Below are 23,506 nucleotides of genomic sequence, written 5' to 3'. Positions count from 1 at the left end.
CGCTCGTGCTCGGTGATGGGCGCCCAGAGTCTGCCTTTGGTCACGCTATGGGTTTGAGGGGCATCGGCCAAGGCCCGTACGACCCGCAGGAGCACGACGGTTCGTGCCAGCCGGCGCCGCTGAGGACCTAGAGCCGGATGGAGTATCACGGCTCTCACCGTCCGTCTCACAGTGGAATCTGGAGAGATTCAGTTCGGCCGCCGCTTGGGCCCTGCCCGCCTCACCGGTGGGAGATCTTCAACCTGAGCTGTGGTCCTGGCGAACTCCTCATGCAACTGCCTCCTGTAGGCATGCACCGTTGCTGCAAGATCGGCTTCGTCGAGTGATGCCGCGGCAACCAACGCCGCCAGCAATTGCGCTCTCGAAACCTGCTCTCCTGCTGCAGACGCCACGGCCACCAAGACTTCAAGCCGGGAGTCAATCGCGTCCGGCCACCGCACGGACGTGGTGCGCTTGGCTGAATCCTTGAGGAATTCCATGCCTCCTTCTTCTCTCGATCGTTGGGGAGAGATGTATATCAGTTATATAATCCTCCCGTGGCGGCGACAACGATTAGGCGGAGGCGCGGCAGCGAGCTCCCACTGGAGATGATGATCGCAGGTCGACGGCTGATGCCCACCACGGTGTTCGACACCTACTGGCGTTTCGCGGCGGAGCGGCAACGCGTGTACGAGCGGAAGCTGGCCGGGCAGGCGGGCCCGTGGACGGCAGATCCGATCTTGACCAGGCATCGCTTCACGAATTGCTATCGGGCTAGCGACCGGGTTAGCCAACACCTCATCACCCAAGTCATCTATCGAGGAACGCCCGAATGGCGTGAAGTGTTCTTTCGCGTAATGCTGTTCAAGTTGTTCAACCGAGTCTCCACCTGGCGGTTGTTGCGCAACAAGCTCGGTGAGATCAGTTGGTCCGGTTACTCATGGCAGGCATATGACGCGGTACTTAGCGCTGCGTTCGAAGATGGGCAGCGTCTGTACTCGCCAGCCTACGTAATCCCGCAACCGCCCCTTGGCGAGCATCGCAAGTACGGCAATCATCTGCGACTGCTGGAGCTGATGATGGCAACCGATGCGCCAGCCAAGATCGCCTCTGCACCCACCATGGCGGACGCTTTTGACGTGCTAAAGGGACACCCCGGAATAGGTGACTTTCTCGCGTACCAGTTCCTGATCGACCTGAACTACACGTCAGCCTTGAGCTTCAGCGAGATGGAATTTGTGGTAGCTGGCCCGGGAGCCCGAGACGGCATCCGAAAATGCTTTGGCCCAGCCGCTCAAGGTATTGAGGCCGAGGTGATCCGCTACATGTCGGACACGCAGGAGGAGCAGTTTGAGCGCCTCGGACTCCACTTTCCTGGCTTGTTTGGCAGGCGCCTGCATCTGATCGACTGTCAAAACCTCTTCTGCGAAGTTGACAAATACTCGCGGGTCGCTCACCCCGACGTGCAGGGCATCAGTGGTCGAACCCGCATCAAGCAAAGCTACCAGGCTGATTCATCTCAGCTTACTGCGTGGTTTCCTCCCAAATGGAAGATTAATAAAAGCGATATTCCGCCTGCTGACCCCGTTTGATCAGGGCAGAATGCAACCGGTGCTTAATGCACATAGCTTGCGTGCGTCAGTCTTGGGTGCTGGTCCCTTGTTCTGATCACCGGCTACGAGCGACAAACCCGGGAAGGATCTCGGGTTGCGCCGCCACGCGCCGCACTTGGCGACGTGCCATCTCGATCCGTGCTTGACCTGCTACCACGGTGAGCTGGCCGGTACGCAACCCAGCCTGATCAGCGACGTATTGCAGTAGCCGGCCCAGGCCCAGGTAATTGCCGTAGGCCCGCTCCACCATCGACTGGCTCCGGTAATACGCGAGCAAGTGCACACGGGCTTCGGAGTCCTTCTGGAATGAGCAATGGCTAAGGCACGGGAAGTGGCCTGGAGTGCGATCCTTGCCGGGCGTGTAGATGGGAACGGACGCCACGTCATGCAGTTCCCGCCCGGCGCTCGACGATTCGTCCCCCTGCAACGTAGTCACCCTGGCGTCAACGACGCCATCGGCCTCAGGCTGGTCGATGAGTGCTTCGTAGCGGGTGAACGGAGCGCGCCCGCCCTTCTGAAGTCGGTCTACGACGGCAGCGACTTGATCGACTTCTCCCTTGACGCCGGGATATGCGATCAACCTGGCGAAGTAGGTACCGAACTGATTGCCGGGAAACTTGCGCAGCCTCGGGAGATAGCGCAGGTAGCGCTCCACGAGTTCCTTGTGATTGGAGCAGGCGGCCGCAATGGCAGCGGGGAAGATCGTGTTGGCGACCGTGTCGATACCCGGCTGCTTGAGATCGTTCAACAGTCTGTCGACTGCAGTTCGAATCGGTTCATCCTCGATAGTCGGTGCCTCTATCGATACGATCATGTGCAGGGCGCGGGGGTCTGGCCGTCGGTCGAGCTCGCGTACAGCCTGGAGCCAGGCTTCGGAGATGTTCGATGCTTGGATGCAGAGGACTGACATCTGATGTCCGTTTCTCGCGGTAGACGGATCATGGTGTCGAGCTGAGCGGCTGCGCAGTCACGAGCCCTGCCACGGCAGGTCCTACAGGCCCCAAGACCTACGCTGGGAACGCCTGTTTGACGCTTCTTCGACTGCAGGCGTCACACGGGAATTAAGCCGCGTCCTGTTGGGTCTGACGCGGATTGCCTGCGATCCATAACTCAAGCGGGTTCGTTGAAGCCGTGCCTTGGAACTCGGACAGGAACTAGCGTCACCTCCCATTCGCTCCCTCCCGGTGCCTGGAGTCGCAACGGTCCCCGAGTGCTGAACTGGGTTGTTACGTCGAGTTCCAGGGGGCCGAGATGGGGCTCAAGTTCCAGCATGCCTGCTTCTGCCCCATCAGAGGAGTAAGCGAGTCGTATCCCAGCCGGTTGGATTGGTGGCTGTGCCGAGCCTTCAACCAGAGGCATGTCAATCACCAGCCGGTCACCCGAAAGCACGTGCAACGTAGTGCCGTGTGCGGCCGGACCGAGAACCCAGACATCACCTACCTCCCGAGAGACGGGCCGACCGCCAGCTCGGGCTCGCAGTTTTCCCTTGGGCAGTCGCGCCCAACTGTTGGCGTTGGTCTGGGAAATGAGCTTCAAATTGACGAGGTGGCGGAGCGTCCCCCGATAGGACGTACCCAGGCGAAGCGCTATCTGGTATACCTCGTCGGGCTGTGTGACAGCGGCAATGCCCAGTGCGGCGATCACCTTACGAGTCGCCACGCGGGGCATCAGGAACCAGGCAGCGAAGGCTTCGGCCTCCTTCTCGCGGACTGGCCATGCTCCCGGATCATTATCCTCGAAGACTTGGGAGCCTTCAGAGACGCACTCGCCATGCCCGAAAACATGGTGGCCCAGTTCATGAGCTGCGCTATGGCGTTGATCGATAACGCTGCGATTCTCGTTTAGCAGCACGCCCGCTTTCCTGCCGGTGGGGCCTATGGCGGCCGGCAGATAGGCCCCGAAAAGGGCCGACATTGGTGCGCAATACACCAGCAAGTCCTCACGGTGGAGTGCCTCGTACACGTCGATGTACTGGCTCTGGTCCAGCCCTAGGTCCCGATGTGCATGTGCCGCCCTGATCATTGCCCGCCCATGGGCCAGCCCCCAGGTCACCGACCAGACTCCCCGGTATCCCCTCGCTGCTCCTGTTCGGCCGCGTACGCCGACTGAAGGAACTCTGCGAACTTGACCACCTGCTGTCGGTCGCCGTCACTGAGCGGCCCCAGAGCCCGTGCGAGCATCGCGGCCGCGTGGTCGGCAATCGCAGCCTCGGCGTCTTCGTCTAGGAAGTAGCCGAGGGGACGTCGATAGAATCGCGCCAGCTTGCGCAGTTCCAGACTGTCAACCTTCCGTGCTCCACGCTCGATGTCGCTGATGGCGGTTCGTGGAATCCCTGTCCGATCTGCGACGTGCTGTTGAGAGAAGTTCAGATATTCGCGGGCGGCACGCAGTCGCTCCCCGACCAGTTCCCAGCTCGGATCCCAGTCGGAGTCTCGCGCAATCTGACCTTCAGGGACAGTCATGAAACCTCCTGACTCGCGACAGCCCTGGTGGCTGCGGCGAGAATCGTGGTAGCGAACGTGTGTAGCGACCGGAGAGATCGGGCGGCCTCGTTGTCGGCTGGGATGCGCACCCCGAAATGTTCCTCAACTCGAGCCAGTACCTCCGCGATCAGTTGTGAGTCGATCGGAAGCTCGGAGCCCTTGCTCTCCAGTTCCTCCCGCAGCTCAGCCGGATCTCGATCTTGCTCAGCGGCTATGAGGGTGACGGTGACCTCAATCACTCCCTCCCGCGTCATATCCGCAGCCATGTTCCCCTCCTCGGCTGTCGAATTTTCCTGCGAACCTGGTCCGAGAATGCCACACTCCTGGTTATCCTTCAAGGCGTGCCGGATAACCCGACAGAGGAGTGAGTGTGGACCTGAACGACTACCAGCGGGCCGCCTGCAAGACGCTTCAGCAGGTAGAAGCAGGTGCGGACGCTGTAGCCGTGCCCCTCCTGGGGCTGATCGGTGAGGTCGGCGCCGTTGCCACCGCCTACAAGAAGCAACTACGTGACGGGCGCGCCAATCCAACCTTCAAAGCGCAACTGCGGGAGGAGCTCGGCGATGCCCTGTGGTACCTGGCCGTACTCACCGAGCAGGCCGGCCTCGATCTAACCGATGTCGCAGTCGCCAACCTGCACAAGATCGCTGATCGTTGGCGGCCGACCACCGCAGATCAGATTCCCTTCGATGAGGATTATCCGCCCGAAGAGCAGCTCCCACGTACCGCGCGGTTTATTCTTCGTCTCGCTGAAGTGAACGGCGTCACGAAGTCGATGCTCACCTGGGATGGCGTGGCGGTGGGAGACCCGCTTACCGACGCGTCCCACGTCAACGACGACTACAAGATGCACGACATCTTCCACCTGTCCTACGCGGCGGTCCTTGGCTGGTCGCCGGTGATGCGAGCCCTTCTTGGGCGCAAGCGCCGCTCCAACCCTCAGATCGACGAAGCGGAAGACGGCGGCCGAGCCATCGCCATCGAGGAAGGCATCTCCGCACTCGTGTTCTCCTACGCCAGCCGTCACAACTACCTGGATGGCAAGGCCCGCATCGACAACGAGCTACTCGACACCATCAACTTTATGGTTGGGCACCTGGAAGTCTCCGCCCATCGTGCTGCTGACTGGGAGAAGGCCATCCTGGGTGGCTACTCCGCTTGGCGACAGCTGCGCCAAGCCGGTGGTGGTGTCATCGATCTGGACATGCACGCCCAGACGCTCATCGTTTCTCCCATGCCTGCCGACTGAGGTCAGAGCACCGACACGGGCGAATGGAAACATCGCGCGAGGTCATGGCGGAGGCGTGTCCTGCAGCTCACTGCGGTCTATCACTCTGAGAACGCAGTGCAGTGCTACGTAGGGTCGTCCGCGGCTACACCGTCACCAGCTTCCGCAAAGCCAACTGCTCAAGGAGGAAGGCTGTAGTCGTCGCCTCGTCCGCACGAGGCACCTCGACCGTGATGGAAGCATGCTTACGAGCGAGATCCGTGTAACTGCGTCGAACCTGGTCGCGGTTCAACTCATCCCTTACAAAGGGCGAGGTGAACAAGAAGACGACGTCGGCTGGCTGGCTCGCCCAGACGGAGTCGATCAGTCCAAAGAACGAGCTTTCATCTACCCCGGCGTCAGCTAGATTGCCGCCATACCAGCCATAGGCCACAGTGGACCACCACCATCGATCGAGTACAACGCCACGGGCGCGACGGGCGTCAGCAATTGCGGTGATGTTCTCGGCGTGACACGAAAGGTGTAACAGCTGGCGTGCTAGCGACGACTTGATCTCGACACCTTCGGTGAGTGCGTAGATGCTCGTTGTCACGCGAGTCAAGCCAGACGGCATGTGTGTGAACAGTGGGCCAGGGGCGGCCCAGTCGAGAGCTGAGAGCTGTTCACGCTGAGTCGACTTCCCGCTGCGATCCAGCCCCTCAAGCACCACGAGCGAGCCCGACCGGAAGCGTATTTTGTGCTCCACTGTGCACCTCTCAGGTTTTGGAAGCCGTCGGCCAGAGGCTGACCACAGTCGCATCCTCACCTGGCACCGCCCGCTCGGCATGCCTCGCAGGGGTCACAATGGCCTCGCCGTCACCATGCCAGTGCCCCACAGCGCCCGGACTCCCGTGCGGGCGGGTCCGGGCGCGGCCATCTATCTGCCGCGAGCCGAGTGGGGTCAGGGTTTAGCGGGGTAGCGATGGGGGCGGCGCGCGCTCACCAACACCCTGGGATCGGTCGAGCCGCCGTGCGCGTGTCGGACCCACCTCACAGACTTAAGTCCTGACAATCTGGGATACGCGCTTTTCGCGGCTTACCCGGCCTCGCGTCAGTGAACCAATTTCAACCTCACGCGGCCTGCGCGACGCGGTGGTTCTGAAGGACGGCGATGGCCTTGCACAAGTGGCCCGCTTTGGAAGGGCTGCAGCGTAGCTTGCGGAGGATCTTCCAGCTCTTCAGCTGGGCGTTCGCGCGTTCGCCGGGTCCGCGGAGCTTGGCGTGGGCGCGGTTGGCCTGCTTCTGGGACTCGGGCTTGTCCTTGCCCTTGTATGGGGTGACAACTGGGCCTTCGGCGCCTTGGTACGCCTTGTCGGCGAGGGCGATGATCCCGGCTTTCTCCAGTTCTCGTAGGATGCCCCAGATCCGGGCGGCGCTCAGGTCATGTGTCTTACCTGGCAGCGCTCCCGAGGTCCACAGGATCGTCCCGTCCGGTGAGGCGATGACCTGCACGTTCATGCCGTGCACCCGGTGCTTGCCGGAGAAATACGGCCGGTCGGCCTTGATCCGGTCGGTACGGATCAACGTGCCGTCCAGCACCAGATAGTGCAGCCCGTCCCGCTTGGCTTTCCGCAGCGCCCTGTCGAGCTTGGGCGACCGTGCCGACAACAGCGCCACGGTCTCCTCCACATACCGCCACGCGGTCGCCGTGGAGACGCCGAAGCCGGCCCCGAGTTCGGCGAAGGTCTCGCCCTTGCGCAGGTAGACCAGGACCAGCAGGGCCTGCTGCCCGGGGTTCAGCCTCCGCCAGAGCGACCCGATCCCCTTCCGGTGACGCCGGATCATCCCGGCGACGTAGTTCAGGGTCCGATGCGACAAATCGACGGCAGCACGGTAGAACAGCACCGGAAGCTCCTGGTTGCGACGGTGTGGGTTGTGGTGATCAACCCGTCTACCAGGAGCTTTCTCACGTCACCGGCCGAACGGCGGCTTCGGGATCACGCTGTGATCAGGGGATGGGCCATGGAGGTTGGAAAAGATTCAGTGATGGATTGCTCAGGCGAGACTCCATATCCGGATCGTGGTGTCGAGGCTGCCGGAGACGACGACGGGGGTGCCGTCCTCGCGTGTGCCCACAGCCAGAGCGCTGACGTTGTCGGTGTGGCCGGTGAAGGGGCCGCTAAGAGGTTGGCCGGTGTCGAGGTTGCGTACCACCACGTTGCGGTCGTTGCCACCCGAGACGATGACCGGGGTGCCGTCACCGTCCTTGGTCGCCACGACGACAGGATGGTGGGCATCACCTTCATGCGTCAGGGGCTCCCCGAGGGGCCGGCCCGACTCCAGACTCCACATGCGCAGCGTCGCTGGTGGGCTTCCCTCGTCCAGGGGGAAGTTCGGGACCTCTGCCGAGATCACGACACGCTGTCCATCGCTGCGCTCCGCGATCGCCATCCCGTACACCATGCAGGTGAAGCAGGTGTTGAGAGGCTTGCCGATGGGTTTACGCGTGTCGAGGTTCCAGATCCGCATCCTTGCGTCGGTGCTGCCGGTCACAAAGACTGGCGACCCATCGGCGCGCTTGGTGACCTCGATGTCCATGACGCCGGAATAGTGACCCCACCACGGCTTGCCGATGAGCTTGCCGGTGTTCAGGTTCCACATGTGGAGCGCCACCGTTTTGCGGCCCTCGCCGCTGGAGATGATGACCGGCGTGCCGTCACTGCGCTTCCCGACGGCGACCGCGTGGACGAGCGCGTGTCCGGTTCTGAGCGGTTTGCCCAAGGGTTTGCCGGTGTCGAGGTTCCACATCCGTACGGTGCCGTCCTCACCGCCGGAGACGATGACAGGAGTGCCGTTGCTGCGCTTGCCGATCGCCACGTCGTACGCCGGCCGGTGATGGCCGGTGATGGGCCTGCCGAGCGGCTTGCCTGTGTCGAGGCTCCACACCCGCAGCGTCTTGTCGAAGCCGGCAGAGACGATGACTCGGGTGCCGTCGCTGCGCTCGCCGACCGCGAGCGCGCTGATGCCGCGTGTGTGACCCTTCAACGGTCCGCGCAGCTCACTTCCAAAGGGCGGAGCGTCTGGAGGGGATGCAGACCTGGCAGGTTGGCCAGCGAGGGCGACCGGCGTCGCCATCACCCCGGGCGTATGCCAGCACGTGCCTGATACCAGGAGACCCAGCGCGACCGCCAGCGTTCCGGCACCCATCCTTACTGCACGTCGCGCCATCTCCTCGTCCTTCCAGGCGTTCTGCCCTGGAGTCATGATCGTGATCACCGGCAGGCGTCACTGTAGCGGCCGGGATCCTTGTTCCGGAAGAGCTGACGCTTTACCGCAGCCTGCGCAGGAACGGCTCTGCGAGACGGGCGTGTGATAGCGGAGCTGTTCGGGGGTTTGCAGGCCTCAAGCCCGTACCACGGATGCACCTCCTACTTGACACATCAACGCCTCTCGTCACGCCGTCACGCCAAACATAAACAATCTTCTCAAACACGCCCTAAGGTTCGGGGCCAACTGTGTGGAACGTGCTCACCGCCTGCGTCCCGCTCGGCGGCACCAGAAGACGGGAGCGCCTACATTAGATGCAGCTCCCCGTCTCCCGTAGTGGCTGCTGCCCGATATCAGACTCTATGTCGACCGGCTGCCCCTTCCGGCCGTACTTGGGCTGTGGGCCAAAGAGATATCACGGCTCTTGTGCCGGCTGCTCCAGATTGCTGCTCTCCAAGATCAAAAGTTCAGCCACACCCTCTCAGCAATCAAATGAACACATAAGGCGAGTAGTCGAGCCTCCAGGTGCTGCTACTTCTCACCGACATTCCGGGCCCGATCGGCCCCCGAGTGCTGTCCAAACTGACCGGCAAACGCTCCTTCTACTCACCATCAAAATCACGCGAGCGGTGGTTCCCAGCGACAAGGGCCCCACAGGAAGCAGGCGCATATCAACCAGCTTGATAAACGTCGATCTTAACGATCACAAGGCCTTCCTTTTTCACCGATTCGCCCTGGATGGTCTGCAGGATTTCGGGATGGTGTTCCAGATAGATTGGATAAAATGGGGTTACGGTTAAATGGGCGTCCCATCGTGTGGACTTCATTGAGACCATCGACGGCTGCTTCTCGCCAAGAATTTCCCACTGACGTTTGCCGATGTCCTCAACTGCTTTATCGAGCGCCCTCCTGGCACTCGTCTGTCCAACATCGATGACGAAGGTATGAACCTCTTCGGCCTCGCCAGCAAGGCCGACTTCATTACTTCCCTCTCCTCGGACCACTCCGATACTGCGCACCTCATCCAGAGCGTTAGTGGGTACGCGGTCAACAGGCGGGGGGAAAAAACCACATCCAGATACGAGGAGAGCTGACCCAAACAAAATAGCCGCTAGCCTCCGCGCCGCTCCGAGCGTTCTCCGGGTCGCCATTCTGAAGACTTTCGGATCTATCGACATGCCGGGTCCATGGCGCACCTGAAATATTCGTCACCCGCGTTTCCTGCCGCCATCAGCTCCTCCAGATCCCTACGCCTGTTAATCCCGTCATCGGGATTAGTGCGATCTAGTTTGTTTGACTGCATCCACGCGATGAAGACGTCGGCGTTCTGCTTGGGTTCAAAGAGCTTCTTTCTGCTATTTACCGTCACCCCAGAGCAGCCGCAGTAGGCGATTGCCGCCTCCTCGTCATTTAAATTCCGCTTCCGAGTCTCTCCTCTAGGCACGTAACTAATTGTCTCCTTGAGGTGTCTCAGCCATGCAGCAGCTAGCCAGATGGCCTGCTTTGGATCCAACAACTGTTCCTTTACCCGGTCTATACTGATCTTGCCTTCCCACTGCTTCGGGAAATGTTTCCGCAGCATGATCATTGCTTTATAGAGCTCAAGCTGTGCGACCCCGATTGATGCCCCCCATCCGCCATTTTTAAAGGCATCTCCCGCCATGGCTAGCTCTGCATGAAACCGGGTCGTGCCACCTTCGCTCGCGTGTGTACTTTCCCACATGATGAGCGCAGCCAGAACTCTGGGCTTAATTTTGTGAGTCCGCGCAGCATCTACTATATAAGTTTTGTATGAGATAATATCCTTATACTTGCTGAAATAATAGTATTTAGAAGCTGCGGTTCCATTGAGCTTAACCTGATTCTTTGCGAACCCCCCTTGTCTGGTGAGGTTGAGGGCATGGGCTTGCCGCATTATCTTCCGGTATTCGCCAAGCCTTGCGTCGTTTGAATTCTTCTTGGCTGCCTTCTCCATGGCTGTGAAGCTTTCCAGCCCGCCCGCTTTCACCCAGCTGAATGCTAGTTGCCTGTCAGTCATCGTGGGCGACCAGTTCGCCATGTATTCGTTCTGTACCTTTTCGCTGGCGAACCAGAAGTTGGGCTGGTCGACAGGGCGGCCGTTGGGCATGACTTCCAAGCCCAGCCTCTCAACCTCGTCCTTTCCGAGCCAGAATTTCTTTTCGTTCTCCAGCTCGATCAGCCGGGCCCAGCTCGGGTCGACGGTAGCGCTTCCGCAGGACTGGATGTCGCAGGCAGTTGCTCCGCCTCCGATATCTTCTCTGCCACAGCTCCCGATGCACGTTCCGCTTCCGCTGCTTCCGCCGTTGCTGTAGCTGCCTGCGGGGATGGTGGTGTAGCCGCCACTCGACCCGGAGCTGCTGTAGCCAGAACCGCCGTAGCCGGATCCACCGATCGAGCCGCTGTCGATGACGGTGGCGTGGCCGGTGGGGTCGGTGCCGGTCATCGGTGAGGCGTTGGCATAGGTGTAGCGGTTGGCCTGAACCGACGGATTGGGGTTGAGGGTGGCGGTGTCACGGCTGGTGAAGGTGCCGGTGCCGGGCTGGTACCAGCGGGCGTGCATGTTGACCTTGCCGGTGTCCGGGTCGGTGTACTCGCCCTGGTAGCCGAGCTGCGTCTTTGTGCCGGTCTGGGCGGTGGCGGTGCCGAACGGGTCGTAGGCGGTCGAGGTCTGCAGGCTGGTGGTGTAGGTGGCCACCAGGTCGCCGTGCAGGTCGCTGAGTGCTGCCACTGAAGCGCCGGTGCCCTCCTTCAGGCCGAGCAGGCCGCCGGCGAGGTCGCGGGCGTACTTGGCCTGGACGGTGCCGCCGCTGTCGCTGATGGCGGCCAGGTCGTTGCCCAGCCCGGAGTAGGCGAAAGTCTGCTTGGCGGTGCCGCGGATCCGGCTGGTCGTCCGATTGAGGGCGTCGTAGCTGTAGAGGCTGTCGCCGTCGGCGATGAGCCGACCGAAGGCGTCGAACGTGTGGGGAGTGGTGGTGCCCGCCTTGGTGCTGGTGGCCAGGGTGCCGCGCGGCGTGTAGGTGTAGTCGGTGCCGTCGCCGGAGGTGAGGCGGTTGCGCTCGTCGTAGGCGAACGTCGCGTTCCCGGCCTTGGTGCGGTTGCCCGCGGCGTCCCACTCGTAGGCGGTTGTCGCGCCGCCGGGGGCGGTCCAGGAGGTGAGGCGTCCGGCGTGGTCGTAGCCGTAGGTGTTGGTGCCCGCCCCGGCGGTGCCGGCGGTGGTCTTGGTGGTGAGGTTGTCGTCCTTGTCCCACTTGTAGGCGATCGCGGCGAGCTGGGCACCAGAGCCGTTCTTCAGCGTCTGGCTCGTGACCCGGTCCATGTCGTCGTAGCCGATGATCTGGGTGCTGGCCGTGCCGCTGGTGGCGGTGATGGTCTCCAGTCGGCTGGTCTTGTCGTAGCCGTAGGTGAGGGTGCGGCTGGTGACCGGGTCGGTGGCGGTCTTGAGCCGGTTAGCAATGTCGTAGGTGAAGGTGGCGGTGCCAGCGGCGTCGATCCGCTGGGTGGTGTTGCCGAGCGCATCGTAGACGTAGGCGCTCTCCTGGGTGGTGCCGCGCGAGACCTTCAAGGGCAGGCCGCGATCGTTGTAGTCGACCATCAGGTCGCTGGCGGCGGTGCGGCGGCCCGCCAGGTCGTAGCCGAAGGTGCGTTCGGCCGTGGTGGCACCGCCGCCCGCACCGCTCTCTTTGGTGAGGCGGCTCAGGTGGTCGTAGATGCGGTCGGTGCGGACCCCGCCGGGCTGGATGGTGGCCGTCGGGTTGCCGGCCTCGTCGTAGAGGTGGGTCCAGGTGCGGTCAGCCGCGTTCGGGTGCGCCGTTGTGGACGGCTCGGTCACTGTTTCCGCCAGACCGAGGCTGTTGTAGCTGGTCCAGGTGGTGTTGCCGCGCCCGTCGGTGATGCGGGTGCGGGCGCCGGTGGCATCGTAGCCGAAGCTGGTGGTGATCGACTGGCTGGCCGAGACCGGTTCGATGCGCGAGGTCAGGCGGCCCAGGGCGTCGAAGGTCTGCCGGGTGACATGGCCCTCGGGTGAGGTGGCGCTGATCGGGTTGCCCGCGGCGTCGTAGCCCGATTCGTAGGTGCGCAGCACCGCGCCGGTTTTGTCCAGGTCCTTGGTCGTGGTCTTGCGGCCGGCCAGGTCGTATTCGGCGACGCTGGCGTTGTCGTTCGCATTGGTGGTTCTGACCAGGCGTCCGGCCAGGTCGTACTCCATGGTGCTCGCGCCCGCCGGGTCGGTTGCCGTGATGGTCTCACCGGCCGCATTGACCTCGAAACTGGTGACCTTAGTGCCGGTTCCTGGGCCGGGCATGGTCTGCTTGGTCAGCTGGCCGGCGTCGTCGTACTCCATCTTCGTGATGTAGCTGGTGTTGGCGGGTTTGCGCTCGATCTGGGTGGCGGTGATCTGGCGGCCGAGGTCGTCGTAGGTGGCCTGGGTTCGGGCTCCGGTCGGGTCGACGTCTGCCAGCTTCTCCCCGGCCATGTCATACTCACTCACCCACGTGCCTGCGGCCTGACCCTCGGCGGCGGGGTCGGTGACCCGGACCTGACGCCCGAGTTGGTCGTAGTCGTAGGACGTGACGTAGCCGCGCGGGTCGGTGGTGCTCTTGCGCTGCCCGGCCGCGTCGTAGGCGTGGCGGACGATCGAGGTGATCGCGCTGCCGCCGGGCGGCGTGTACGAGGGCGCCGCCGCGCTGGTCAATCGCCCGGCCTTGTCGTAGGTGGAGACGGAGGTGCGGCCCTCGGCGTCGCGTTGATGTGTCTGATTGCCTACCGCGTCGTAGCCCACCCGGGCGGACGGCCGTGCCGCGCTCGCCGAACCGTTCTTGTCCACCTGTACCTCGGGAGCGACGGTCTCCACCAGCCGGTCCAGCGCATCGTAACGCATCGTGGTGGTGTAGTTGGCGGCATTTGCGCCCTCGGCGTTGCCACGCGGGTCGGTGCTGGCGACGGGCAGGCCGCGATCGTCATAGTCGGTGGTGGAGACGATGTCCTGGGCACCGTTCTCGACGGTCTGCTTAATGAGCTGGTTGAGCTCGTTGTAGGCGTAGCTCGTGGACTCGCTGCGGCTGGTGCCCGCCGCGGTTCGCGTGCTCTTGAGGACGTTGCCGTTTTCGTCGTAGACGAACTCGGTGGCGCGGGCCAGCCTGCCCGGGTCCAGCACCTGCTCCATCAGCCGGCTGGCCGCGTCATAGTCGAAGGTGTTGATGGTGATGCCGTTACCGGTCATCTGCTCGGTCAGGTTGCCGGCCGCGTCGTACTCCTCGGCCTTGACCACCACGTCACGAGGTGCGGTGGAGCCGTTCAGCATGGCGTCGTCGGCGATCTGCTCGTGGAGCCGGTTGTCCATCCAGTAGGCGTTGGTAGTCTTGCGGCCCATCACGTCCACCATGGACGTCAGCCGTCCGCCCGCATCGTAGGTGCGAGTTTCCAGCGGCACGTCCTTGGCCGGTTGCGGGTTGACCGGGCTGCCAGTCCAACCCTTCAGCGTGCTGGTATACAGCTCACCCCGGACGGTGTAGGCCTGCTCGATCACCGTGCCGCGCGCGTCAGTGATGCGGATGACCTGGCCGCGGTGGTTCCACTCCTGCCGGGCCACGCCTCCCTCAGGGCCGGTGACTGAGTCCTGGCGGCCGTGCGTGTCATAGGTGAACGTGGTGGTGCGCTCGGGGTCGCCGCCGGTCAGGTCGGCGATCGTCTCCGTCAGCGGGTTGCCGTCCGGGTCGTAGCCGGTCCGCGTCTGAGTGGTGTGCGTGACGTTGCTGATCTCGTTCTTCACCGCCGGAGCGGTGGAGGTGGTCAGGCGGTTCCAGCCGTCGTAGGCGAAGGTCGTCTTCGCCCCGGCGGGGAAGGCCTCGGAGATGCGTGTGCTGGCGATCATACGGCCGAGCACGTCGTACTCCAGCTTGGTGACCAGCCCCTTGGGGTCGCTCTGCTCGGCCAGGTCACCGGCCGCGGTGTAGCGGTAGTGCCACTTGCTGCCGCGCGCGTCGGTCTTGGTCTTGATCAGGCCGGCCGGGGTGGTGCCGCCGTTCACCGCCGGCTCGGTGCCGTCGGTGTAGGCGATGCTCTCCGAGCGGCCCTGCGGGAAGTCCGACGTCGCCGGAGTGGTCACCTTGGTCTGTTCGCCGAAGCTGTTGTACTCCGTCGTGGTCGCGTGGGTGGGGTCGGTGTCGCTCGCCGACCGGCCGTCCCGATACGCGATCACCTGGTCATTGCGCGGGTCGAACGGGTCGTTCTCGTTGAGGTAGTAGGTCCAGTACTCGATCGCGCACTCGCCCGGCGCCCGGCAGTACTTCCGGCCCACCGTGTTGCCGCGCTCGTCCTGGTAGATGTCGTTGGCGATGTCGTTGCGGTCGATCACCTTGGTCAAGTAGCCCGCCTGGTCGTACTCGTACCAGGTGGTGAACTGCCGCTGGTCGGTCACACCGCGGATGCGATAGCCACGCCAGGCGTCATACAGATACTTGAGCTCTTTGTTGTCCGGGTCCAACACGGTCACCTGCGCTTCGCCGGACTGCTGCTCGATCCCGACGGTGCCGATCTTCCAGGTGCCGCCGTCCGCGTCGGTGTGCGTGGCGATGCGGTCGGTCTTGTCGTCGTAGGTGTTGACCGCGTGCACCCTGCCGGAGGGCAGCGCCACCTTGGTGAGCTTGTTCGGGGCCGCGGCACGGGCCGCGTAGTGCCGCTGCACCTCGTTCGTGGTGAGCGGGCGGTCGTAGATGGCGACCTCGTCCACCAGACCGGCTATCTCGCCGATCGTGGTGATGTACCGGTTCTCGGTGCCGGTGATGGTTGCGGTAAGTGTGCCGACGACCGCGCCGTCCAGGTACAGGGTCTGCAGGTTGCCGGAGACGGTGAGCACCGCGTGGTGCCAGGCGCCGTCGTTGACCGCAGCGGCGGTGGTGATCGGGGTGGCGGTCGGCTGGTAGGAGCTGCGCAGCTTGCCGTCGGTGCCGACCCCGAACACCTCCTCCTTGACGTTACTGCTGGTGCGCAGTGACATGACGGTTCCGGCGGAGGTGGAGCTGGTCTTGAACCAGGCCTCCATGGTCGCGTACGTGCCGATCTTGGGCACGATCCCATCCTTGGGCCGCACCCCGGTGGTGGTGGTCAGCTCGACCGCGCCGTCCGTCGTGCCGGCCAGCGCGCCCGGCTGGGCCCGCTTGGCGGTGCTGTCATAGGTGGCATCCCCCGCGCCCCAGCCCAGGTCGATCGCGCTGCCGCTGGCCTCGCCGAGCCGCCAGTAGCCGAACGGGTCGGAGTCCAGCACGCTGCTGCGATACAGCGACCCGCTCCCGTACTCATACGCGGTGCAGTTCGGCGCCGCCACCGGCGCGCACACCTGCGTCAACCGCCCCTGGTCATAGCCGTAGGTCCAGGTCAGCGCCTTGCCATCGACCGGGTCGCTGGACACCGTCGCGACCTGGTTGCCCTGCCAGGTGAACGTCACCGACCGACCCCCGGCCCCGGTCACCTTCGACAGCTTCCCGTTCGTGTCGTAGGTCAGCTCACTGCTGCGTCCCCGCTGGTCGGTCATCTTCGTCAGCCGACCGGCGGTATTGAGCAGGTAGGTGGCGTTGGTCTTGTCCCTCAGCCGCCAACCGCCGCTCTCCTCGGCCAGCGTCGCGTACATGCCGGGCGGCGGCTGGAACGTCCCGTCCCCGTTCGACGCGAAGCGCACCTGCCGCCCCTCCGGATAGGTGACCAGCGCCGAGGTGGAGGTGCCACGCACCTCCTTGACGACCTTCATGTCCCAGCGGGTGGACCAGCCCGCCCCGAACATGCCATCGGTGCGCGGGTCCATGCTGTTGTAGGTGCGCACCACCGACAGCGGCGGCCCTGCGGTCGCCACCTGCAAATCCGTCGCGGTGGTGGTGTAGTTACCGCTCTGCTGGTTGAACTCCTGTCCGGCCACCCCTGCGGAGGCCAGAGACGAGGTGACCGTCGGCTGCCGCACTCCGGTGAGGAACGTCAGCTTGGGCGAGGTGGTGGTGGAGGAGTCGTAGGAGTCCTTGACCGTGACCGTCCACCAGTACTGCTTGCCCCAAGCCAGCTTCCCGGCCGCCGGAACACTCCAGCTGTTGGCGTTACCCGCCACATACGTGCCGGAGCCGGTGCAGCCGGTCGTCATGGCCTCGTTGTCGCACAGCTTGAACAAATACGACAGCTTCGAGGTGCTGGAGTTGTTGCTCAGCCCCCACGCCCGCAAGGCGGGCGTAAGCGAATCAACCAGGTGCCCCTGCGCCGGATACCAATTCGTCAGGGTCGGCACCGCCATGACCGCCCGATCGGCCGCCTCGGCCCGCAACGTCCCCGCCGGCAGCCCGGAATCCTCAGATGAGGACGCCGCCGCATCCACCGTGCGGTCTTCCAGCGGCACCGCTCCCTTGGGCCGCTGGACCTCCGAGCGCCACCCGTTCGACGGCTTTGCCGCGGCCGGAACCTCGGTCGCGGGCACCAACGGCGGCAGCGTCGTGGCCGACCCCATCATCTGCTGCGGCACTGCGGGTAAGGCACCAAGGTCAGCCACCGCGCCCACCGTGGGGACAGCCGCGGCCGGTGACGCCTGCAGCAAAAGCAGACCCGGCGCTAACCCGGCAAGCGTAAGGATCATCCCAGCCGAACGACGCCATGACGAAACCCGGCGCATGCGCTATCACACTCCGAACCACAACGAAGGACACCAACAAAGGCACCAACCGTCGCTCTCCGCCACGGCCCTCCGGGTCGCGCGGCTCGGAGCTGATCACATTCCGACGATCAACGTAAGAAAATACGACGTTCCCGGCAAGACACGCGATCATCACAAAACGGATAACAGCCCTAACTGGTATGTGACACTCCGTAAGGTGACGTCTTTGTACTATCCGGGAGTTCTGCCCAGCGGCGCCCTTCGCCCCACGCGCCCAGACCCAGGACCTGCTGGCCGCCAATCCGACCCGCCGCCTGCAGCGCCGCACACCCGCCCGCCGCCTGCAGCGCCGCACACCCGCCCGCCGCCGCGACCGCGCCATCCCTGCCGCCCGATGGAGACGCTGTTCACCAACCTCGCCCACGCCCATCGGGAACGAGTGTTCTGGAGGCTCCTGTACGAAGCCGCTACCAGAGCAGGGGAGATCATTCCTCAACGTTGAGGACCTCGATCCCGAGTTCCGCCACGCCCGCGCCGCCTCTAAAGGCGACGCCTTCGGATACGTGCGCTGAGCTGCCGCCACCGACCGGCTACTGCCGCGTCTCCTGGCCAGCCGCATCAGCGGGCCATGTTGCTGGCCGGCCAGCGCGCGCCACCTCTAGACCTCGTGCACCCGCGACCGCTGACGTCTTCCTCCTGGAGTCCGCGGCCCCACACGCAGCGTCAGTGACATCGCTGCGCACTTGGAGCTGCCCCAGCCCACCACCTCCCATCATCTCAAAATCACGCGCGATGCGGATCTGCTGACGGTACGGCGCAACGGCGCCTGTACGACCTCAACGCCAAGGCCTACCGGGACCTCCTGACCCCGATGCGCGACCTCATCATGTTGATCATCTCTTGTGCTTCCGGCCCGGAGGAACAGCCGAGCAGCCAGTAGCGACATGCGCTGATCATCATGTTGAAAGGCTGGGTACGGGCATGGTCGCCGTGCGGGCGACCCACGGCCGCACACCCGGCGACGGCTGGACGCTACACCAACTGCGCCACTCGGCGCTGACCCTACCTGGCCGCCGCTGGCCGCACCGCGCCCGAGTCGCAGGCCAAGTCCCGTCACCAGCACCCGGCCGGCCTCGGCCGCAACGTCCCCCTTGAGCAAGGAGCCCTTTGCCCGCATCACCGCCGACCATGACCCCGCAGAACGATGACGGCGACGCAGCGGCCGACCAGGCCCCAGCGCCGACATCGACTCCAACCGGCAGCGTTGCATCATGCCTTCAACGCCGGTCAATATGCCTTACGTGCCCGACAAGATCATCTCACTTTGACCTGCGAGAACGGGCCAAGAACCCAAGATGACGATTGCGTTTACCGTGCATCCAGGCACCGTCCTCGCCTCCGACAGCCCGGACGAAGAGGAGCGCTTTGGGTGCGGGTACTCGACGCCGAGATCGTCCGCAGGGTGGCCAGCGCCCTGCGCTATCTGGCCAGGCACACCCGTGATCGGGCCGCGGTCAACGGGTCGGCGCTGCTGCGGGTCATGCTCGTCAGCGACACCCACCTCCACCCGGATGTGCTGCCATACGCGGTACGCGACAGCACGCCCTACTCCTTTCCCGACTTCGAGCGATATCGCCTCGCGCTGGACACTCCCGCACGAAGCCCCGGATACAACCGGCGGGTGGGCACCCGGTTCAGCCGGCTCGCCTACGGCGAATCCCACGCCCATCTCAATGACCTGGCCGACGACGGCCCATCATTGGCGCGCGCCACCGCCCGTCTCGTCGACGATCTGTTTCAGACCTTCGGCTTGCCACAGAACCTGCAGATCCAGCGAGACGGCACCTTGAACAAGCACGCCTGGGCCGGACACTGGACAGAGATCGACAGGTAGGCCCGCGCGGCCAGCATCCCAGCGGCAGACGATTAGCGGCAATACGGCAGCAGAACCGCCCGATCCGACGGACCCTCCTGGCCACAGACACAACCACGGCCAGGGGGCGGACGGGCGGATTCGCCTCAACCGGGGAACGGCTCGTCGGGGGAGCGAACAGCGCGCCCAGCCGGGCCACCAAGCCGGTGACGATACTTAGCGATCTTCTGATCACCAAAGCGCCAGATCCACAGCAAGTCCTACTCAGAATAATTCGCACATTCATTCAAATACTTCATAGGCCCCACTACTACATATCGACATGATCTGTCACAATTACTTACAAGATCAAGTCAAGGAATAGACGAAAGGTATCTGCGATACGCCTAGGGCTGCACCCACCGTCCACGGTCCTGCCAGCGTCACTGCTACCGCTCTCCGAACGGGGGATCGCATGGCATGGGTGAATGTGCTCGGCCCCTGCATGGAGCAGGTCGACTACCGATTACAGGAGGGCGCCGGCTGCGGCGTGCCGCAGGCTGGCGAGCACGGCCACGAACGCCATGAGGAGCCTGACGGGCAGCTGAGCTACCGTCTGAGTGGCGGGCGCGCCCTGGTATGGATTGGTGAGGGTCTGCGCGAGGTGGGCATCATTCCGGGCACCTCGCTGACGCCCGACCAGCACGGCAAAGCGCGAGCGCTGATGAGCGGAGAGGACCCGAATACCGGCAGGCTGCTGTTGAAGGCCAAGCACGCCGTCGATCCACGCGGCAAGCTGCCCGCAGCCCCGTTCGGGGAAGCGCTGGAGGAGGCCGCCGCTGGTCGCGGCACCACTGTTGACGGGTTGCTGGCCGCCCGCCCGGCGATGGTCAAGCGCGCGGCCCAGATGGCGCGTGGCATCGCTCGGGAGGGCGAAGCGCACCTGGTTCGCATCGGCGATCTGGAACAGCTGGCCCGCGCCGCCGCTGTCGACTTGGCCGAGGTGTATGAACCGGAGGTGTTGGCGTACGCGCGCAAGTGGCGCGACTCCCGGGTCCGCATCGGCAATCGCGGTTATGACCTGACCTTGGACGTGAGCAAATCCACATCGGTGCTGGTCGGGCTGGCCGACGCGGGCTTCGCGGCCGAGTTGGAGAGCGTGGTCGTTGATGCGGTGTTCGAGACGGTTGCTGCGGTGGAGCAGTGGGTGGGCTACGGGCAGCGGGGCCACCAAGGGGACGGTCAGGTGGCTGGTCAGATGGCCACAACGGGAATGCTCGGCTGGGTGATGTGGCACGGCACCGCTCGTCCGGTGGGGGCGGCGGCGCCGGATCCTCACCTGCATGCGCATGTAATGATCGTGAACGCGGCGCGGGGGCTGGATGGGAAATGGTCGGCAGTCGCGGCCGGAGGACGGGACCTGCACCGGCACGCGCACGCCGCCGACGCCTTCCTCAAGGCGCGGGTGCGTCGGGAGACGATCGAGCGCCACGGCATCGCCTGGACGCGGGCCCCGGAGACGGGTGCGTGGGAGATCGCGGCCATCCCTGCCGCGGTGCGGACGTTGTTCTCCAAGCGCGACGGCCAGGTCAAGCAGGTGCTGGCCAAATTCGGCTTCGCCGTTGGCGAGGCCTCCCGCCGGGCGAAGAAGGTGGCCTCTGCCGAGAGCCGTCAGCGCAGAACCGATCCCGGCCAGGACGAGTTGCGGGCCGACTGGCACCGCCAGCTCGTCGCGGTTGGCGTGGACCCGGTCGCGCTGGTCGAGGCGTGCCGCAGCGGCGCACGGCTGCCCGCCCGGCCTTCCCCGGCGGAGATCGCGGCATGGATCTGGCGGCCCGAGGGCGGGCTGACCGCGCATCGCAAGGAGGTCACCCGAGCCGATGTGCTGGCCGCCGTCCTCGATGCTCTGCCCGATGGCGTGGCGGACCTGGCCGAGGCCGAGACGCTCACCGACGAGGTGCTGGCGCTGACCCCAGCAGTACGTCTGCCCGACGCCGGGGCCCGGCACATGGCCAACTCCGCCCGCTACACCAGCACCGACATCTTGCACGCCGAACAGGCGCTGCTGGCCACTGTGCGCCGCCGCTACAACGGCGGCGTGGCCGTACTGGATGCCGACGCCGTCCACCTGGCTCTGGACGCCTTCCAAGTCAGCCACCACCTGACCTTTAGCGGCGAGCAGCGAGCCGTGCTGGAACGCATCCTGGGCGGCGGACACGGAGTAGAGGCGGTCATCGGCGTTCCCGGCGCGGGCAAGACCACGTTGATGGCCGCCGCCCGCACCGCCTACGAGGCCCGCGGCCTGGTCGTCGCGGGCGCGGCCACAGCGGCGGTGGCTGCCGCCACGTTGCGCGCCGAATCCGGCATCAGCACCGACACCGTCGCCACCTGGCTGTTACGCATCCACAACGGTCCGGGACTGGCCGGGGCGGACATGCTGGTGGTCGACGAGGCCGCCATGGTCGATGACCGTCAACTTGCCGCACTGCTGACCGACGCCGAACGGCACGGCACCAAGGTGGTCCTCCTCGGGGACCCCAAGCAGTTGCGTGCGATCGGGGTGGGCGGCGGATTCGCCGCCATCCACCGCCAGGTCGATGGGCTGGTGCTACGGCACAACCGCCGCCAGTGTGACCCCCTCGAACGTCGCGCACTGGAGCTGTTCCGGGCCGGTCACCGCCGTCAGGCCTTGGACACCTGGGCGGCGGGCGGCCGCGTACATGCCGAGGCCGGAGCCGATGACACGATGGCGCGCTTGATCGCCGACTGGGCGACCGTCCGGCAACCGTACCGGGCCGCCGCAGGCCCAGGAGCGCATGACGAGCTGGCCGACTTGCTGGTGCTGGCCGGAACGAACGAGGCTGCCAACCGGCTGAACCTCGCCGCCCGAGCGATCCGCCGCGAGCTGGGCGAGCTATCCGGTCCCGAGCGTGTCTACCACCTGGCCGGCGGCGCCAGCATCGCTCTGGCCGTCGGGGACCACGTACGAGTACGGAAGAACGACTACCGCGCCCGCCGTGGCGAAGGCCCCGTGGACGTGCTCAACGGCTACCGGGGTCAGATCACCGCCATCGACAGCAGGCGCGGCGTACAGGTCGAATGGTGCCGGACCGGGCCGGACGGACCTGCTCTGGTTCGCGAATGGGTCAGTCCTGCCTACATCGCAGCTGGCGGTTTGTCGCACGGCACCGTTATGACCGTAGCCTCCGCCCAGGGCCTCACCAGCCGGAATACCCTGATCTACGGCCTGGGCTTGGACCCGCACACCTTATATACGGCCATGAGCCGCGACCGGCACAGTGCCCACCTGTACCTCCCGCGCGAGCTCCTGGAAAGCGACGCGGACCGGCTTCGCCATGGGCCCGTCCACAGCCCGGACGACGAACTGCGACGTACTCTCGCCGCCTACGCCACGACCCTCTACGGCGACCGCGCCGACCGCCTCCTGACTCCCGAACCCGAACCCATCGCCCAGCAGCAACGCCCCATCCCGTCCGCCGAGGAGACTCCCGATGCCGAGCTGGAGCGTGCACGTGCCGAGTTGCAGGCCGCCGACCGCGAGGCTCACCTCGCCGTGCAACGCGCTCGTCTCCGGCAATCCCTCACCAGCTCCCCGTACGGAGTCGGCCTGGCGAGCGATGCCGAGCTGCGCCAGCGCATGAGTCAGCTTGGCAAACGCCTCACCACGACCACGGTCAACGTCGAGGCCGCCGAACAGACCATGGAACGCCTGGCCGCTGAAGGCGGTGGGCGCCACGAACGCCGCTTGCTGGCTGAGCGCGCCAACCTTGAAGATCAGACCTGTCGGATCGAGACGGCCGAGGCCGCCTCCCACCGGCTCCAGGAAGCTCGCCAGACCGTCACCGAGGGTCGCCGGCGTCTGGCCGAGCTACGCCGGCAAGAACGCACCGTCGAGCACGGGCTGACCAGCCTGCGCCCTTGGCAGCGTGCCCGCCGCCGCGACCTGACAGCCACCTTGACCGACCTTCACGAGGGTCAGGAGCGCCTCAACCAACAGCTAGCACCGATCCATGCGCAGGCCTCGGCCCTGGACGAGGCTGCGCGCCAGAGCGCAGCGCAGGCCCCGCACTCGGACACCTGGCCACAGGTGCGTCGACGCCACGCCGAGTTGCTGCGTACCTTCGACGTCAGCCTCCGTGCGGCACGAGAACGCGATGTCGCACGTGCCCGGGTACATGTTCATGAGCAACGCCGAGCTCAAGCTGCCGCCCAGCACGAGCTCATTGCCATCCAACGCGAGATCGTGGGCATTGACTTGGCCCCTGACCAGCGCGACCTCGAACAACTCGGCACATCACGGCACGCCGACGCCCGGCAAGAGACAGGTCCGCACGACCACGGTGGCGGCATCGAGCAGCGTGGCCCTTCACAGGCATACCAACCACCACGCCGTCCCAATGGCAACGAACCCCGTCGTGGACAAGGACTAAGCCGATAACC

14 protein-coding genes and 1 pseudogene are annotated in these 23,506 nt (G+C 64.8%); 5 read left to right on the top strand and 10 right to left on the bottom strand.

Annotated features, from left to right (window positions below):
- Positions 1-188: 188 nt before the first annotated feature.
- A complete protein-coding gene (locus ACWDX9_RS01475; RefSeq protein ID WP_449947667.1) occupies positions 189-479 on the bottom strand; it encodes a hypothetical protein in 291 nt (96 codons plus the stop codon).
- Positions 480-536: 57 nt separating this feature from the next.
- On the opposite strand from ACWDX9_RS01475, the gene ACWDX9_RS01470 reads away from it, so the two are divergent.
- On the top strand, positions 537-1,571 hold the full coding sequence (locus ACWDX9_RS01470; protein ID WP_449947664.1) for a nucleotide kinase domain-containing protein: 1,035 nt from the start codon (positions 537-539) through the stop codon (positions 1,569-1,571).
- Between the two features lie 76 nt (positions 1,572-1,647).
- Here the strand turns inward: ACWDX9_RS01470 and ACWDX9_RS01465 are convergent, their stop codons facing one another.
- The 4 genes from ACWDX9_RS01465 to ACWDX9_RS01450 form a co-directional block, all read right to left on the bottom strand.
- Positions 1,648-2,502 carry a hypothetical protein gene (locus tag ACWDX9_RS01465; protein WP_449947661.1) on the bottom strand — a complete coding sequence of 285 codons (855 nt, stop codon included), beginning with the start codon at positions 2,500-2,502 and terminating at the stop codon, positions 1,648-1,650.
- A 200-nt stretch (positions 2,503-2,702) separates the two neighbouring features.
- A complete protein-coding gene (locus ACWDX9_RS01460) occupies positions 2,703-3,644 on the bottom strand; it encodes an ImmA/IrrE family metallo-endopeptidase (RefSeq protein WP_449947658.1) in 942 nt (313 codons plus the stop codon).
- Positions 3,641-4,054: a helix-turn-helix domain-containing protein gene (locus tag ACWDX9_RS01455; protein WP_449947656.1), complete on the bottom strand. Its 414-nt coding sequence runs from the start codon at positions 4,052-4,054 to the stop codon at positions 3,641-3,643. Before ACWDX9_RS01455 ends, ACWDX9_RS01460 begins: the two co-directional genes overlap by 4 nt.
- The gene (locus ACWDX9_RS01450; RefSeq protein ID WP_449947653.1) at positions 4,051-4,341 is read right to left on the bottom strand and encodes a phosphopantetheine-binding protein; all 291 of its coding nucleotides are present in this window, start codon (positions 4,339-4,341) and stop codon (positions 4,051-4,053) included. The genes ACWDX9_RS01455 and ACWDX9_RS01450 overlap by 4 nt, the downstream gene beginning before the upstream one ends.
- Before the next feature lie 104 nt (positions 4,342-4,445).
- On the opposite strand from ACWDX9_RS01450, the gene ACWDX9_RS01445 reads away from it, so the two are divergent.
- Positions 4,446-5,324: a MazG nucleotide pyrophosphohydrolase domain-containing protein gene (locus ACWDX9_RS01445; RefSeq protein WP_449947650.1), complete on the top strand. Its 879-nt coding sequence runs from the start codon at positions 4,446-4,448 to the stop codon at positions 5,322-5,324.
- 124 nt (positions 5,325-5,448) lie between these two features.
- Here ACWDX9_RS01445 and ACWDX9_RS01440 read toward each other — a convergent pair whose 3' ends face one another.
- The 5 genes from ACWDX9_RS01440 to ACWDX9_RS01420 all read right to left on the bottom strand — a co-directional run bounded on the left by ACWDX9_RS01440 (position 5,449) and on the right by ACWDX9_RS01420 (position 17,064).
- Positions 5,449-6,102: a hypothetical protein gene (locus ACWDX9_RS01440; protein WP_449947647.1), complete on the bottom strand. Its 654-nt coding sequence runs from the start codon at positions 6,100-6,102 to the stop codon at positions 5,449-5,451.
- Positions 6,103-6,413: 311 nt separating this feature from the next.
- The gene (locus tag ACWDX9_RS01435; protein ID WP_449947644.1) at positions 6,414-7,187 is read right to left on the bottom strand and encodes a transposase family protein; all 774 of its coding nucleotides are present in this window, start codon (positions 7,185-7,187) and stop codon (positions 6,414-6,416) included.
- A 150-nt stretch (positions 7,188-7,337) separates the two neighbouring features.
- On the bottom strand, positions 7,338-8,558 hold the full coding sequence (locus ACWDX9_RS01430; RefSeq protein ID WP_449947642.1) for a WD40 repeat domain-containing protein: 1,221 nt from the start codon (positions 8,556-8,558) through the stop codon (positions 7,338-7,340).
- A 662-nt stretch (positions 8,559-9,220) separates the two neighbouring features.
- Positions 9,221-9,568 carry a hypothetical protein gene (locus tag ACWDX9_RS01425; RefSeq protein WP_449947639.1) on the bottom strand — a complete coding sequence of 116 codons (348 nt, stop codon included), beginning with the start codon at positions 9,566-9,568 and terminating at the stop codon, positions 9,221-9,223.
- Positions 9,569-9,717: 149 nt separating this feature from the next.
- On the bottom strand, positions 9,718-17,064 hold the full coding sequence (locus tag ACWDX9_RS01420; protein WP_449947636.1) for an RHS repeat-associated core domain-containing protein: 7,347 nt from the start codon (positions 17,062-17,064) through the stop codon (positions 9,718-9,720).
- 848 nt (positions 17,065-17,912) lie between these two features.
- Here ACWDX9_RS01420 and ACWDX9_RS01415 point away from each other — a divergent pair.
- The 3 genes and pseudogenes from ACWDX9_RS01415 to mobF all read left to right on the top strand — a co-directional run.
- A pseudogene (locus ACWDX9_RS01415) lies at positions 17,913-18,059 on the top strand (ArsR family transcriptional regulator); the annotation flags it as partial.
- A gap of 563 nt (positions 18,060-18,622) precedes the next feature.
- Entirely contained in the window at positions 18,623-19,087 is a 465-nt protein-coding gene (locus ACWDX9_RS01410; protein WP_449947634.1) for a hypothetical protein, read from the top strand.
- 442 nt (positions 19,088-19,529) lie between these two features.
- Entirely contained in the window at positions 19,530-23,504 is a 3,975-nt protein-coding gene (gene mobF / locus ACWDX9_RS01405; protein WP_449947632.1) for a MobF family relaxase, read from the top strand.
- Positions 23,505-23,506 lie beyond the last annotated feature (2 nt).

The organism is Nonomuraea sp. NPDC003201 (assembly GCF_053590415.1).
This window is presented reverse-complemented; position numbering and strand designations above follow the sequence as displayed.

Excerpts from the sequence above, each read along its gene's own strand:
- ACWDX9_RS01450 (WP_449947653.1), bottom strand. The coding sequence starts at position 4,341 with ATGGCTGCGGATATGACGCGGGAGGGAGTGATTGAGGTCACCGTCACC.
- ACWDX9_RS01465 (WP_449947661.1), bottom strand. The coding sequence starts at position 2,502 with ATGTCAGTCCTCTGCATCCAAGCATCGAACATCTCCGAAGCCTGGCTC.
- ACWDX9_RS01440 (WP_449947647.1), bottom strand. The coding sequence starts at position 6,102 with ATGCGACTGTGGTCAGCCTCTGGCCGACGGCTTCCAAAACCTGAGAGG.
- ACWDX9_RS01475 (WP_449947667.1), bottom strand. The coding sequence starts at position 479 with ATGGAATTCCTCAAGGATTCAGCCAAGCGCACCACGTCCGTGCGGTGG.
- ACWDX9_RS01455 (WP_449947656.1), bottom strand. The coding sequence starts at position 4,054 with ATGACTGTCCCTGAAGGTCAGATTGCGCGAGACTCCGACTGGGATCCG.